16 protein-coding genes are annotated in these 12,525 nt (G+C 72.0%); 2 read left to right on the top strand and 14 right to left on the bottom strand.

Going from position 1 to position 12,525, the window contains the following annotated elements; translation table 11 throughout:
• Nucleotides 1-5 precede the first annotated feature (5 nt).
• The 3 genes from groL to AB0I83_RS10055 form a co-directional block, all read right to left on the bottom strand.
• Nucleotides 6-1,631 (bottom strand): chaperonin GroEL, encoded by a 1,626-nt coding sequence (groL, locus tag AB0I83_RS10065; protein WP_363304247.1) that lies wholly within the window; start codon nucleotides 1,629-1,631, stop codon nucleotides 6-8.
• A 98-nt stretch (nucleotides 1,632-1,729) separates the two neighbouring features.
• Complete coding sequence (gene groES, locus AB0I83_RS10060) at nucleotides 1,730-2,038, bottom strand: co-chaperone GroES (RefSeq protein ID WP_003966899.1); 309 nt, start codon at nucleotides 2,036-2,038, stop codon at nucleotides 1,730-1,732.
• 287 nt (nucleotides 2,039-2,325) lie between these two features.
• A complete protein-coding gene (locus tag AB0I83_RS10055) occupies nucleotides 2,326-3,237 on the bottom strand; it encodes a polysaccharide deacetylase family protein (RefSeq protein ID WP_363304246.1) in 912 nt (303 codons plus the stop codon).
• Nucleotides 3,238-3,352: 115 nt separating this feature from the next.
• Between AB0I83_RS10055 and AB0I83_RS10050 the strand changes: the two genes are divergently transcribed.
• The gene (locus AB0I83_RS10050; RefSeq protein WP_363304245.1) at nucleotides 3,353-4,576 is read left to right on the top strand and encodes a methyltransferase domain-containing protein; all 1,224 of its coding nucleotides are present in this window, start codon (nucleotides 3,353-3,355) and stop codon (nucleotides 4,574-4,576) included.
• Here AB0I83_RS10050 and AB0I83_RS10045 read toward each other — a convergent pair whose 3' ends face one another.
• From AB0I83_RS10045 to tsaB, 7 genes are all read right to left on the bottom strand, one after another.
• Nucleotides 4,577-4,759 carry a hypothetical protein gene (locus AB0I83_RS10045; RefSeq protein WP_363304244.1) on the bottom strand — a complete coding sequence of 61 codons (183 nt, stop codon included), beginning with the start codon at nucleotides 4,757-4,759 and terminating at the stop codon, nucleotides 4,577-4,579.
• Between the two features lie 55 nt (nucleotides 4,760-4,814).
• A complete protein-coding gene (locus AB0I83_RS10040; RefSeq protein ID WP_356532899.1) occupies nucleotides 4,815-5,087 on the bottom strand; it encodes a DUF1876 domain-containing protein in 273 nt (90 codons plus the stop codon).
• A gap of 80 nt (nucleotides 5,088-5,167) precedes the next feature.
• Nucleotides 5,168-5,632 (bottom strand): VOC family protein, encoded by a 465-nt coding sequence (locus tag AB0I83_RS10035; RefSeq protein WP_363304243.1) that lies wholly within the window; start codon nucleotides 5,630-5,632, stop codon nucleotides 5,168-5,170.
• A gap of 129 nt (nucleotides 5,633-5,761) precedes the next feature.
• Nucleotides 5,762-6,025 (bottom strand): hypothetical protein, encoded by a 264-nt coding sequence (locus AB0I83_RS10030; protein WP_363304242.1) that lies wholly within the window; start codon nucleotides 6,023-6,025, stop codon nucleotides 5,762-5,764.
• Nucleotides 6,022-7,122, bottom strand: coding sequence for a tRNA (adenosine(37)-N6)-threonylcarbamoyltransferase complex transferase subunit TsaD (gene tsaD / locus AB0I83_RS10025; RefSeq protein ID WP_356840134.1), 1,101 nt, complete (start codon nucleotides 7,120-7,122; stop codon nucleotides 6,022-6,024). Before tsaD ends, AB0I83_RS10030 begins: the two co-directional genes overlap by 4 nt.
• The gene (gene rimI, locus AB0I83_RS10020) at nucleotides 7,122-7,613 is read right to left on the bottom strand and encodes a ribosomal protein S18-alanine N-acetyltransferase (RefSeq protein ID WP_363304241.1); all 492 of its coding nucleotides are present in this window, start codon (nucleotides 7,611-7,613) and stop codon (nucleotides 7,122-7,124) included. The genes tsaD and rimI overlap by 1 nt, the downstream gene beginning before the upstream one ends.
• Nucleotides 7,610-8,248 carry a tRNA (adenosine(37)-N6)-threonylcarbamoyltransferase complex dimerization subunit type 1 TsaB gene (gene tsaB / locus AB0I83_RS10015; protein ID WP_356840213.1) on the bottom strand — a complete coding sequence of 213 codons (639 nt, stop codon included), beginning with the start codon at nucleotides 8,246-8,248 and terminating at the stop codon, nucleotides 7,610-7,612. The genes rimI and tsaB overlap by 4 nt, the downstream gene beginning before the upstream one ends.
• Before the next feature lie 170 nt (nucleotides 8,249-8,418).
• Between tsaB and AB0I83_RS10010 the strand changes: the two genes are divergently transcribed.
• Entirely contained in the window at nucleotides 8,419-8,976 is a 558-nt protein-coding gene (locus tag AB0I83_RS10010; protein ID WP_363304239.1) for a hypothetical protein, read from the top strand.
• Between the two features lie 83 nt (nucleotides 8,977-9,059).
• Here the strand turns inward: AB0I83_RS10010 and AB0I83_RS10005 are convergent, their stop codons facing one another.
• The 4 genes from AB0I83_RS10005 to alr all read right to left on the bottom strand — a co-directional run bounded on the left by AB0I83_RS10005 (nucleotide 9,060) and on the right by alr (nucleotide 12,387).
• Nucleotides 9,060-9,245 (bottom strand): hypothetical protein, encoded by a 186-nt coding sequence (locus AB0I83_RS10005; RefSeq protein WP_356532909.1) that lies wholly within the window; start codon nucleotides 9,243-9,245, stop codon nucleotides 9,060-9,062.
• Nucleotides 9,246-9,417: 172 nt separating this feature from the next.
• Nucleotides 9,418-9,951 (bottom strand): tRNA (adenosine(37)-N6)-threonylcarbamoyltransferase complex ATPase subunit type 1 TsaE, encoded by a 534-nt coding sequence (gene tsaE, locus AB0I83_RS10000; protein ID WP_363304238.1) that lies wholly within the window; start codon nucleotides 9,949-9,951, stop codon nucleotides 9,418-9,420.
• Between the two features lie 19 nt (nucleotides 9,952-9,970).
• Nucleotides 9,971-11,185 carry an alpha/beta hydrolase gene (locus tag AB0I83_RS09995; RefSeq protein WP_363304237.1) on the bottom strand — a complete coding sequence of 405 codons (1,215 nt, stop codon included), beginning with the start codon at nucleotides 11,183-11,185 and terminating at the stop codon, nucleotides 9,971-9,973.
• Nucleotides 11,186-11,232: 47 nt separating this feature from the next.
• The gene (gene alr, locus AB0I83_RS09990; protein ID WP_363304236.1) at nucleotides 11,233-12,387 is read right to left on the bottom strand and encodes an alanine racemase; all 1,155 of its coding nucleotides are present in this window, start codon (nucleotides 12,385-12,387) and stop codon (nucleotides 11,233-11,235) included.
• Nucleotides 12,388-12,525: the final 138 nt, after the last annotated feature.

Below are 12,525 nucleotides of genomic sequence, written 5' to 3'. Positions count from 1 at the left end.
AGGTACTAGTGCGAGTGGCCGTGGCCGCCGTGACCGGCGTCGGCCTCTTCCTCGGCCGGCTTCTCGACGACCAGGGTCTCGGTCGTGAGCAGCAGCGACGCGATGGACGCGGCGTTCTCCAGGGCGGAGCGGGTGACCTTGACCGGGTCGATGACGCCGGCCTTCACCAGGTCGCCGTACTCGCCGGTCGCGGCGTTGAAGCCCTGACCCTTGTCGAGCTCGGAGACCTTCGAGGTGATGACGTAGCCCTCGAGGCCCGCGTTCTCCGCGATCCAGCGGAGCGGCTCGACGGCGGCGCGGCGCACGACCGCGACACCCGTGGCCTCGTCGCCGGTCTTGCCGAGGTTGCCCTCGAGGACCTTGACGGCGTGGACCAGAGCGGAGCCACCACCGGAGACGATGCCCTCCTCGACCGCGGCGCGGGTCGCGGAGATGGCGTCCTCCAGACGGTGCTTCTTCTCCTTGAGCTCCACCTCGGTGGCGGCACCGACACGGATCACGCACACGCCGCCGGCCAGCTTCGCGAGGCGCTCCTGGAGCTTCTCGCGGTCCCAGTCGGAGTCCGTGGACTCGATCTCGGCCTTGATCTGGTTGACCCGGCCCTTGACGTCGGCGGAGTCGCCGCCGCCGTCGACGATGGTCGTGTCGTCCTTGGAGACGGTGACGCGGCGGGCGGTACCCAGCACCTCGAGACCGGCGCCGTCGAGCTTGAGGCCGACCTCCTCGGCGATGACGGTCGCACCGGTGAGGGTGGCGATGTCGCCGAGCATGGCCTTGCGGCGGTCACCGAAGCCCGGGGCCTTCACCGCGACGGCGTTGAAGGTGCCACGGATCTTGTTGACGACGAGGGTGGAGAGCGCCTCGCCCTCGACGTCCTCGGCGATGATCAGGAGCGGCTTGGAGGCGCCGGCCTGGATGACCTTCTCCAGCAGCGGGAGAAGCTCCTGGATGGAGCCGATCTTGCCCTGGTGGATCAGGATGTACGGGTCGTCGAGGACGGCCTCCATACGCTCCTGGTCGGTCACCATGTACGGGGACAGGTAACCCTTGTCGAAGGCCATGCCCTCGGTGAACTCGAGGTCCAGACCGAAGGTGTTGGACTCCTCGACGGTGATGACACCGTCCTTGCCGACCTTGTCCATCGCGTCCGCGATGAGCTCGCCGACCTGCGGGTCCTGCGCGGAGAGCGCGGCCACGGCGGCGATGTCGGCCTTGTCGTCGATCGGGCGGGCGGTCGCGAGGAGCTCCTCGGACACGGCCTTCACGGCGGCGTCGATGCCCTTCTTCAGGGCGGCCGGGGAGGCACCCGCGGCAACGTTGCGCAGGCCTTCGCGGACGAGGGCCTGGGCCAGCACGGTGGCGGTGGTGGTGCCGTCACCGGCTACGTCGTTGGTCTTGGTCGCCACCTCCTTCACCAGCTGGGCACCGAGGTTCTCGTACGGGTCGTCGAGCTCGACCTCGCGCGCGATGGTGACACCGTCGTTGGTGATGGTGGGGGCGCCGAACTTCTTGTCGATGACGACGTTGCGGCCCTTCGGGCCGATCGTCACCTTCACCGTGTCGGCAAGCTTGTTGACGCCGCGCTCAAGGGCGCGACGGGCGTCCTCGTCGAACTTCAGAATCTTCGCCATGGGCTGAGCTGTCCTCTCGAACGAACTGCGCCCCTCACCACCCGGCTAGTTATCTCGCAGGGGGCCAGGGGCGCAGAACAGAAGCAAACGTGGGTGAACTACTTCTCGACGATCGCGAGAACGTCGCGCGCCGAGAGGACGAGGTACTCCTCGCCGTTGTACTTCACCTCGGTGCCGCCGTACTTGCTGTACAGGACGACGTCGCCGGTCTTGACGTCGAGCGGAAGGCGCTCGCCGTTCTCGAAGCGGCCCGGGCCCACGGCCAGGACGACGCCCTCCTGGGGCTTCTCCTTGGCGGTGTCCGGAATGACCAGGCCGGAAGCCGTGGTCTGCTCAGCGTCGAGCGGCTGGACCACAATGCGGTCCTCGAGCGGCTTGATCGCAACCTTGGAGCTGGTGGTCGACACGATCCGGTCTCCCCCTTCGGAGATCTCACGGGGTTTAACAGTCTGTGGGGTGGCGACCGGGCCGATCCGTCGTCGCGGGTGCCGGACCTGTCCTGTCGCGCGGTTGTGCTGGCACTCTCCATCGGTGAGTGCCAGCACAGAGACTATGACCGGGATTAGCACTCGGTCAAGCGGAGTGCCAATTCACCACCCTCGCGTGGCGCTGCGGGACGCCGTACGCCCGGAGAACGCGGGAGACCTCCGCGGTGTTCCGCGACCGCCGCCGGGCGGTACGGGCCGCACCGCCGTCAGACGTAGTCCTCCAGCCTGGCCACGGCGTAGCCCTTGTCGGTGATCGTCTTCATGACGCGGCGGATCATGTCGGCCATGGACCCCTTCCAGTCCTCGCGGCCGCGGAAGTGGGTGAGGACGATGTCGCCGGGATGCAGGTCCTGGTCCCACTCGCGCCACTCCATGTGGTCGGGGAACGCCTCGGCCGCCCACAGCGGAACGGCCTTGATGCCGCAGGAGCCGGCCACGCGGAGGGTGTCGCCGTTGTAGTTGCCGTACGGCGGCCGGAAGAGGGTGGGCCGCTTCCCGAAGTACTTCTCGATCTTGTCCTGCTCGCCGCAGATCTCCCGCCGCTGTTCGGCCTTCGAGAGCCCGGGGAGGTAGCGGTGGTTGAGCGTGTGGTTGTTGAGGGTGACGCCCCGGGCCTGCATGTCCTTGAAGTAGCCGTAGTCGTCGCTGACCACGTAGTCGCTGAGGAAGGCGCTGTAGGGGATCTTCAACTCCGTCATCATGCGCAGGAGTTCGGGGTCCTTCTCCGCCCCGTCGTCCATCGTCAGGAAGACGATCCGCTCCTTGGTGGGCACGGTGGTGAAGACCGGCGGCAGCGCCTCCCCGCCCTCCACCTCGAACCCCTCGCGGGTGGTGATGCGCGGCTTCTCGGCCGGTGGCGCCGGGGCGGCCAGCGGGGGTTTCGCCAGGCCCCACTTCTTCGCGGCCGCGACACGGGCGGCCTGCTGCCTCTTCAGCCGCTCGGCGCGGGCCTCGGCGGCCGCGGCGGGGCCGGGCCGCGCGGCGGCGGCGCCCGGCTGCCCGGCGGCCGGCTTCCCGTGGTCCGCGGCCCCGCCGTCCGCACCGTCGGCGCATCCCGAGGCGACGGAGGCGACCAGCAGGGCGGCCAGGACCGCGCAGACTGGTCTGCACCGCTTCATGGCGGATTTTTCTTTTTGTCGTACTAGTTGCATGGCGCCGCATCCTGCCAGCCGGTCCCCGGCCGCCTCCCGCGACACCTCCGGGCGACCGGCCGGGTCCCCCGGCTGGCTCACAATGGGTCGTGTGAACGCCCTCCCCCCCGCCGGTCAGCCCGAGCCGCTCGCCTCCTTCGCCGCGCTGCGCACCCCGCAGGGCGCGGCCCTCCTCGACGAGCTGCGCGACCACGACCCCGCGCAGGAGCTGGCCACGGCCACCAGGCTCCGCCGGGCCCACCCCGCAGCCCTGGTGTCCGCGGCGCTCGGCCAGGCGCGGCTGCGGCAGCGCGCGGTGGCGAAGTTCGGTGCGGAGGACGCGTTCCGCATGTTCTTCACCCCGCACGGCGTGGAGCAGGCGACCCGCACCTCCGTGGCCACGTACCGCGCCGAGCGTCTCGCCGGGCGCGGTGTGCGCAGCGTGGCCGACCTGTGCTGCGGCATCGGCGGCGACGCGATCGCCATGGCCCGTGCGGGCATCGCGGTCCTCGCCGTGGACCGGGACCCGCTCACGGCCTCGGTCGCCCGCGCGAACGCCGAGGCGCTCGGCCTCCAGGACCTGGTCGAGGTGCGGTGCGCGGACGTCACCGGGATCGACACCTCGGCGTACGACGCGGTCTTCGTCGACCCGGCGCGACGCGGCGGACGCGGCAGGATCTTCGACCCCGAGGCCTATTCGCCGCCGCTGTCCTGGGCGACCGATGCGGCGCTGCGGGCACCGAGGGCAGCGCTGAAGATCGCTCCCGGCGTCCCGCACGAGGCGATCGGACCGCACGCGGAGGCCGAGTGGATCTCGGACGGCGGAGACGTCAAGGAGGCCGTGCTCTGGTTCGGGGAGGGCTTCACCCCCGGGGCCTTCCGGGCCACGCTGCTCCCCTCGCGCGCGACCCTGGTGGCCGGCGCCCCGCTCCCGGCACCGCCCGTGGGCCCCGTGGGCCGGTATCTGTACGAGCCGGACGGCGCCGTCATCCGCGCCCATCTGGTGGCCGACATCGTGGAGCGGTGCGGGGGGAGGCTGGTCGACGAGACGATCGCCTACGTCACGAGCGACACCGCGTACGAGTCCGACTTCACCACCGCGTACGAGATCACCGACGAGCTCCCCTTCAACATGAAGAGGCTCAAGGCGCTGCTGAGGGAACGTCGGGTCGGCGTACTGACCGTCAAGAAGCGCGGCTCCCCGGTCGAACCGGAGGAACTGCGCCGGAAGATGAAGCTCCAGGGACCGCACGCGGCCACCGTCTTCATGACCCGGGTGGCCGGTGCCCCCACGATGCTGGTCGGGCAGCCGGTGAAGCGGCCCTGATCAGCCGTTGGCCGCGCCGAGCGGCGCGACCGGTGCCCGGAGGAGTACTCGCAGCACCCAGCGGCGGTGGGCGAACACCTCGAGGATGCCGGCGAGGCCGGAGATCCGGGCGTTGAAGCCGAGGCCCATGACGAGAGCCACGAGGCGGGCCAGCCCGCCCGCGCCGCGGGCCGGAAAGGCCACACAGGCACGCGTCCCCCGGCCCGCACCGATTCGCGCCCGCTGTCCGGCGGCGGGGTCAGGCCAGTGGGTACGACGTACGGCCGGACGCCTCGTCGATCTCGTCGTGCGCCTTGGTGAGCAGCTTCATCGCGAGTTCGTTGAGCGCGCGGGCACCGGCGATCTCCTCGCCGACCCTCGGCTGCTCGGAGTCGGAGGGGTGGCGGCTGGCATACCCGTGGGCCCGGACCTCGGTCCCGTCACTGAGCCTTACGAGAGCAGCCGCGCGGGTGCGGTGGGTGTCCTCCTCGAACTCAAGCTCGACATGCCAACCGACCGTGGTCTCCATCATGACGGTCACCTCCCGGACGTTCCCTCCTACAAGGGTGCGCCCGTTCGCCCGCCCGCGCACGGCGTGGCCGAGGGCGGCCGTCAGGCGTCCCGCAGAGCCTGGACATCCAGTTTGCGCATCCCCAGCATCGCCTTCATCGCGCGCTCCGCCCTGGCCTTGTCGGGGTCGGCGAGCACCTCGTGCAGGGCGCGCGGGACGATCTGCCAGGACAGGCCGTACCTGTCCTTCAGCCACCCGCACATGCTCTCCTCGCCGCCCTCGGTGAGCTTCGACCAGAGCGTGTCGACCTCCTCCTGGTCCGCGCAGTCGACGCTCAGCGAGATCGCCTCGCTGAAGGTGAACTGGGGACCGCCGTTGAGGGCGGTGTACTCCTGGCCGGCGAGCACGAAGTCGACCGTCAGCACGGTGCCGGGCTCACCCGGGGAAGCCTCGGTGTAGTACGAGACGTCGACGATGCGCGAGTCGCCGCCGAAGACGGAGACGTAGAACTCCGCGGCCTCCTTGGCCTTGCCGTCGAACCACAGACAGGGCTTGATCTTCTGCATGGTCTCTCTCCCTCACACGGTGCGGTGCGTCGCAGGACGCCGTGCAAGGTAGACCGCGGCGGGGCCCGGAACTCATCGGGACACGCGCCCTGCCCGGACGTGCGGGAGTTTCGTCGCCCGACCGGCGGCTCAGCCGCCCGCCGGCCCCAGCGACTCGAAGCGCCAGCGGTGCACCGGGCGGGTGATCAGGCCGGCATCGGGTTCGGGGAGCTCCGGCAGTTCGTCGTCGTACCCCGCGTCCCACCAGGTCAGGACGAGCACCCGGTCCTGCGGGGCGCGCAGCAGCTCGCTGCGCGCCGGCGCCAGTTCACCGACCCTGGCCGCGGCCCACTCCAGCAGCTCCGCGCCCCGGCCCTGTGCCGCACGGGCCTCCCACATCAGGGCCACGGTCATGAGTAGAGGTTGTCCTTGCTGATCTCGTGCACGTGGTCGTGACCGTGGCCGTGGACCCCCGGCACATGGGGCTCCGTGACGGGAAGCGAGGAGTCGGCCGAGAGGTCCAGGTCCGACACCGGGCGGTTGCGGGCCACCATCTCCGCGCCGAGCGCCGCGACCATCGCGCCGTTGTCCGTGCAGAGTCCGGGCCTGGGAACCCGCAGCCGGATCCCGGCCTTCTGGCACCGCTCCTCGGCGAGCGCCCGGAGCCGCGAGTTGGCCGCGACGCCGCCGCCGATCATCAGGTGGTCCACGCCCTCGTCCTTGCAGGCCCGGACGGCCTTGCGGGTGAGGACGTCCACGACGGCCTCCTGGAAGGACGCGGCCACGTCCCGCACGGGAACCTCCTCGCCCGCCGCGCGCTTCGCCTCGATCCAGCGCGCCACGGACGTCTTGAGCCCGGAGAAGGAGAAGTCGTACGCGGGGTCGCGCGAGCCGCTCAGACCGCGCGGGAACGCGATCGCCTTCGGGTCCCCCTCCCTGGCCAGCCGGTCGATGACAGGACCGCCGGGGAAGCCGAGGTCCAGCACCCGGGCGATCTTGTCGAAGGCCTCGCCCGCCGCGTCGTCGATGGTCGCGCCGAGCGGCCGTACGTCGTTGGTGATGTCCGGGGCCAGCAGCAGCGAGGAGTGCCCGCCGCTGACCAGCAGCGCCATCGTGGGCTCGGGCAGCGGGCCGTGCTCCAGCTGGTCGACGCAGATGTGCGAGGCGAGGTGGTTCACCCCGTACAGCGGCTTGTTCAGGGCGTACGCGTACGCCTTGGCGGCGGAGACCCCCACGAGCAGTGCCCCGGCGAGCCCGGGGCCGGCCGTGACCGCGATGCCGTCGAGGTCGCGGGCGCCGATCCCGGCTTCCTTCAGGGCGCGCTCGATGGTGGGGACCATCGCCTCCAGGTGGGCGCGGGACGCGATCTCCGGCACGACACCGCCGAAGCGGGCGTGCGTGTCGACGCTGGACGCGACGGCGTCGGCGAGGAGCGTGGTCCCCCGCACGATGCCCACGCCGGTCTCGTCGCAGGAGGTCTCGATACCGAGTACGAGCGGTTCGTCAGCCATCAGTCTGTCTCAGTTCCTTGTACGGTCAGCCGCATGACGAGTGCGTCGATGTTCCCCGGCTGGTAGTAACCCCGGCGGAAGCCGATGGGTTCGAAGCCGAAGCGTTCGTAGAGCTTCTGCGCGCGGGTGTTGTCGACCCGTACCTCCAGGAGCACCGCGGCGCACTCGAAGGCCGTGGCGTGCCGGAGGAGGTCGGTCAGGAGCTCGGAGCCCAGGCCGCCGCCCCACTGGCCCCGGCTCACGGCGATCGTCTGGACGTCGGCGAGGTCGCCGGCCGACGCGAGGCCCGCGTAGCCGACGATCCGGCCGTCGGCGGGGTCCTCGGCGACGACGTAGCGGTGGGTGGCCCTGGGCCCGCGGGTCCGGGCCAGCTCGGACCAGAACATGCCGGCCGACCACGCGTCGTCCGGGAACAGCTCCAGCTCCAGCTCCAGCACCTGGTCGATGTCCCACCAGCGCATCTCGCGGAGCACAGCGGTCGCGGTGGTCACTTCGGGGTGACCACCTTGTAGTTCTTCGGGACCTGGGCGTCGGGCCTGCGGAGGTACAGCGGCTGCGGCGGCAGCAGTCCGGACCCGGCGGCCAGGCGCTCGACGGCCAGGGAGGCGAGCGCACCGGCGGAGACGTGCTCGGGGCCGCGGGCGTCCGGGAAGGCCTCGGGGTAGAGCAGGGCCCCGGCGCCGGCCACCGGCAGGCCCGCGAGCCCGTCGGCGATGTCGGCGGGGCGGTCGACCCCGGGCTCGCCGGCCCGCGTACGGGCGTCCTCGTAGCGGGCCCAGTACACCTCCTTGCGGCGCGCGTCCGTCGCGACGGCGAAGGGGCCTTCGAGCCCGGAGGCGTACGCGAGGGCGTCGAGTGTGCACAGGCCGTGCACCGGCACCGACAGGGCGGACCCGAACGTCGCCGCGGTGACCAGGCCGACGCGCAGCCCGGTGTACGGGCCGGGGCCGACGCCGACGGCCACGTCGGTGACGGCGTCCAGTGTCACCCCGGCCTCGGCGAGGACCCGGTGGACGGCGGGAAGCAGGAGTTCCCCGTGCCTCCGGGCGTCGACCTGGCCGGTCTCGGCGACGACGGAGGCCCCGTCGTGGAGGGCGACGGTGACGGCGGGGGTGGCGGTATCCATGGCGAGCAGCAGCACACAAACAGCCTACGGCTCCGCCGACGCGGCCATGGCAGCCCGTTCGACGTCCCGGTCTGCCCCTCCGCTGCTGGTACCGTCGCCCGGGTACCCGCGTGTACGACGTAAATGCTTGTACGACATGCGACGAACGGCATGTGAAAGGGGACCTCACGGTGGCACGGGGCAGCTCGGGAATCGTGGCCGGGCTCACCGCCGCGGCAGTGGCCGCGGTCTGTTTCCTCGCCTACCAGGCGTCGGCGAACGCGCCCGACTCCGTCGCCGCCCCCTCGGCGAGCGCTTCAGGACCGGCCGCGACCCCCTCCGCGAAGCCGAAGCCCGCGAAGGACCCGCTCGCGGTCCCCGAGGACTCGGACACCGGCAACCGTGTCGTGTACGCGCTCAAGGAGCGCCGCGTCTGGATCGTGGACGGCAACGAGAAGCGGCTCAGGACGTTCACCGTGATGCCGAGTTCCGTGAATCCGCTGCCCGGCGTGTACGCGGTCACTTCACGCTCCGGCACCATCAAGGGTTCGGACGGCGTCCTGATCGAGCACGTGGTGCGCTTCGCGAACGTGGACGACGTGTCCGTGGGCTTCAGCGCCGCGCAGGACGACTCGATGAAGAGCCCCGACCCCACGTTGAAGACCGGCGGGGTGCGCATGAAGCGGGCCGACGGGAACGCGATGTGGACGTTCGCGACGGTCGGCGCGAAGGTCGTCGTAGTCCCGTAGCCCCGCAGCCCCGTAGTGCCGTAGTAGCGCCGACCGACCCGTGCTCCCGGCGGACTGTCCGTCGGTTGCCTCGCGCGCCCGCCCTACGCCGCGTCCAGGCCTTCGGCGGGCCGCGACCGCTCGTCGTCCTCGTCCTCGTCGCGGGGCGGCGTCGAGACCGCCGTCGCGGCGGCGCAGGAGGCCAGCAGGTCCTTCATCGACACCGCGGAGACCGGCGGTGTCTCCTGCTGCGGCGACTGCGGCTGCACTTCGCGCTCGGGTGCCGGCATGGATGCCTCCTCGGGCCTCGGTGAGAGACCTGGTTAGGCACACCTAACCAGTCCCTGTACCCCATGTGACCACGACGGGCCTCTCCCGCGCAACATTTTACCGACGGCCTGTCGGAAAGTGTTGGGAAACCCCTGGTACGGGACAGCTCGGCGGGCCGGCCGAACACCTCGCTCAGAGCACCGCCAGCTCCTCGGCCAGCCTCGCCCAGCGCGCCCCGATCCCCACCAGGGTCACCGTGCGGCGTTCGTCGTCCGTGTCGCCGACCGCGCGGTCGATCACCACGCGCAGCCGGTCGTCGGCCAGCTCCTCGACCTTGCCGTCGCCCCACTCCACGACGATCACCGACTCCGGCAACGACACGTCGAGGTCCAGGTCCTCCATCTCGTCGAGGCCGCCGCCCAGGCGGTACGCGTCGACGTGGACCAGCGCGGGACCGGCGCCCAGCGGCGGATGGACCCGCGCGATCACGAAGGTCGGCGAGGTGACGGCACCGCGCACCCCGAGCCCCTCGCCGAGGCCCCGGGTCAGGGTGGTCTTGCCCGCGCCGAGCTCGCCGGTGAGCATCACCAGGTCGCCGGGGGCCAGCACACCGGCGATCCGGCGGCCGAGATCCTTCATCTCTTCGGGGGACTCGACGGCGAGAGCCAGGGTGACGGTGCCCGGTGCGGCGGTGCCGGTCGCCGGGCAGTTGTGCGCTGCTTCCATGCCGACCAACGTTAGAGGATCAGCGCGTCTCGGCCGGTACCGCTCCGATGCGTACCAGCAGGTCCGCGAGCCGGTCGGTGACCGTCTCCGGGTGCTCCAGCATCACCAGGTGACCGGCGTCCGGCACGATGACGAGTTCCGCGTCCGGGAGCCGGTCCGCGATGGCCTCGCTGTGCGAACTGGGCGTGACCAGGTCCTTGTCGCCGGCCAGGATCAGCACCGGGAGAGTGCTGAACGCGGGCAGCGCCCCGCTCTTGTCGTGCTCGGTGAACGCCGGGTAGAACTCGGCGACCACGTCGATCGGGGTCGACTCGATGAGCCGCTCGGCGAAGCGGGCGACCGCCGGGTCCACGTCCCGCGAACCGAACGAGTAGCGCTTGATCAGCCCGGCGAACAGGTCGGCGGTGGCCCGCCTGCCGCGCTCCACCAGCTCCGCCTGCGAGCCGAGCGCCTTCAGCACCCCGGGCAGCACCCGGCGCACCGCGTTCACGCCCGCCACCGGCAGACCGAAGTTCACCTCGCCGAGCTTGCCGCTCGACGTCCCGACGAAGGCCACCGCCGCCACCCGGTCGCGGATCAGCTCCGGGTACCGGTCGGCGAGCGCCATTATCGTCATGCCCCCCATCGAGTGCCCGACCAGCACCAGCGGGCCTTCGGGCGCCGCCGCGTCGATGACCGCCTTGAGGTCGCGGCCGAGCTGGTCGATGCCCACCGGTACGCCCTGGGCCTGGGCCCGGCCGCGCTCGGAGCGGCCGTGGCTGCGCTGGTCCCAGTGGACCGTGCGGACCAGTCCGCGCAGCGCCGCCCGCTGGAAGTGCCAGGAGTCCTGGCCCAGGCAGTAGCCGTGGCTGAAGACGACGGTGACGGCCGCGGGGTCCTTGCGGCCGAAGAGCCTGCGGCGGCGCGACCCGGAGCCCGCGGGGGCACTCGCGCCGGCGCGGCCCTTCCCCGCGTCCGGTTCGGTCTCGTCGACCTCGTAGTACAGCTCGGTGCCGTCGTCGGCGACCGCCCGGCCCGGCAGCCCGCGCAGCGAGCCGTACGGTCCGGACGCGTCCAGCGCCAGGCGGGCCTTCTTGCGCATGCCCCGGCCCACCGTGAGCCGTTCGACGGCGACACCGGCGGCCGCGCCCGCGGCGATGACGCCTATCGCCGCCCCGGCCACGCCCGCCCGGCGCCAGCCGGCCGCCGCGACGGCCGCCGTCGTCACCACGTCCCCCGCGCTGGTCTCGCTCACCGTGCCGTGCTCCTTCGTCGTCGTTGTCGTCGCACCGGGCCGGGGTATCAGGCCCGGCCGGAGTCCTCGTGGAGATGGACGCGCGGGACGCGCGTCCCGATGCGCGTGACGATCTCGTACGCGATCGTGTCCGCCGCCACCGCCCAGTCCTCCGCGCTCGGCTCGCCGCGGTCCCCCGGTCCGAACAGCACCGCCTCCGCGCCCGCTTCGAGCCTGTCGCCCTCCAGGTCGACCACGAACTGGTCCATGGCGACACGGCCGGCGATCCTGCGGACCGCGCCTCCGACGAGGACGGGACCGCGGCCCGAGGCGTGCCGCGGGATGCCGTCCGCGTAGCCGACAGGTACCAGGGCCAGAGTCGTCTCGGCGGAGGTCGTGTAGTGGTGCCCGTAGCTGATGCCGTGGCCCGGGGGCACCTGCTTGACCAGGGCGACGGAGGCCGCGAGCGTCATGACCGGGCGCAGCCCGAAGTCGGCCGGCGTGCCCAGCTCGGGGCTGGGCGAGATGCCGTACATCGCGATCCCGGTGCGTACGAGGTCGAAGTGCGACTCGGGCACCGTGAGCGTCGCCGGAGAGTTGGCGATGTGCCGCACCTCGGGCCTGACGCCCTCCTTCTCGCCGTAGGCCACCATGTCGCGGAAGACGTTCAGCTGGGCGGCGATCGACGGGTGTCCCGGCTCGTCGGCGCACGCGAAGTGCGACCACAGGCCGGTGACGCGCAGGATGCCCGCGGCCTCGGCCTCGCGGGCCGCCGAGACGAGCTGCGGCCAGTCGGCGGGCTGGCAGCCGTTGCGTCCCAGGCCCGTGTCGGCCTTGAGCTGGACCCTGGCGGGCACCCCCGCCTCCGTGGCCGCGGCGACGACCTCGTCGAGCGCCCACATCCCGCTCAGCGAGACGTCGATGCCGGCCTCGACCGCCTCGCGCCAGGGGCCGCCCGGCGTCCACAGCCAGCACATCATCCGGCCGCCGATCCCGGCCGCCCGCAGCGCGAGCGCCTCCTGGGGGGTGGCGGTTCCCAGCCACGCGGCGCCGGCCTGGATCGCCGCCCTGGCGCAGGGCACCGCCCCGTGCCCGTACGCGTCGGACTTCACCACGGCCATGAGCTGCGCCCCGGACGCCCGCGCGCGCAGTTCGCGCACGTTGGCGCGGAGTGCGGCGAGGTCGATCTCGGCACGGGCTCTCAGGGTCGCTGTCTCGTTCATCGCGCCCAGTCTCTCAGAGCCGTACGCCTGTGCCCTCGACCTCCTGTGCCCGGTGGGGCGGTCACCGGTGCCCGAGGGCGCGCTCCAGGCGGCCGGCGGGGACCGGGATCCGGCTGGTCAGGGCTCCCGGCGGTCCGG

The organism is Streptomyces sp. NPDC049970, from assembly GCF_040660235.1.
GTDB lineage: Bacteria > Actinomycetota > Actinomycetes > Streptomycetales > Streptomycetaceae > Streptomyces.
Note: the sequence above shows the minus strand (reverse complement) of the source record. Positions and strands in the feature narration are given on the sequence as shown.

What these genes read in the sequence shown, in the direction of transcription:
- AB0I83_RS10055 (WP_363304246.1), bottom strand. Translation starts at nt 3,237, where the DNA reads ATGAAGCGGTGCAGACCAGTCTGCGCGGTCCTGGCCGCCCTGCTGGTC.
- AB0I83_RS10040 (WP_356532899.1), bottom strand. Translation starts at nt 5,087, where the DNA reads ATGATGGAGACCACGGTCGGTTGGCATGTCGAGCTTGAGTTCGAGGAG.
- tsaE (WP_363304238.1), bottom strand. Translation starts at nt 9,951, where the DNA reads ATGGAAGCAGCGCACAACTGCCCGGCGACCGGCACCGCCGCACCGGGC.
- tsaD (WP_356840134.1), bottom strand. Translation starts at nt 7,122, where the DNA reads ATGGCTGACGAACCGCTCGTACTCGGTATCGAGACCTCCTGCGACGAG.
- tsaB (WP_356840213.1), bottom strand. Translation starts at nt 8,248, where the DNA reads ATGGATACCGCCACCCCCGCCGTCACCGTCGCCCTCCACGACGGGGCC.
- AB0I83_RS10005 (WP_356532909.1), bottom strand. Translation starts at nt 9,245, where the DNA reads ATGCCGGCACCCGAGCGCGAAGTGCAGCCGCAGTCGCCGCAGCAGGAG.
- AB0I83_RS10030 (WP_363304242.1), bottom strand. Translation starts at nt 6,025, where the DNA reads ATGACCGTGGCCCTGATGTGGGAGGCCCGTGCGGCACAGGGCCGGGGC.
- AB0I83_RS10050 (WP_363304245.1), top strand. Translation starts at nt 3,353, where the DNA reads ATGGGTCGTGTGAACGCCCTCCCCCCCGCCGGTCAGCCCGAGCCGCTC.
- groL (WP_363304247.1), bottom strand. Translation starts at nt 1,631, where the DNA reads ATGGCGAAGATTCTGAAGTTCGACGAGGACGCCCGTCGCGCCCTTGAG.
- AB0I83_RS10035 (WP_363304243.1), bottom strand. Translation starts at nt 5,632, where the DNA reads ATGCAGAAGATCAAGCCCTGTCTGTGGTTCGACGGCAAGGCCAAGGAG.
- alr (WP_363304236.1), bottom strand. Translation starts at nt 12,387, where the DNA reads ATGAACGAGACAGCGACCCTGAGAGCCCGTGCCGAGATCGACCTCGCC.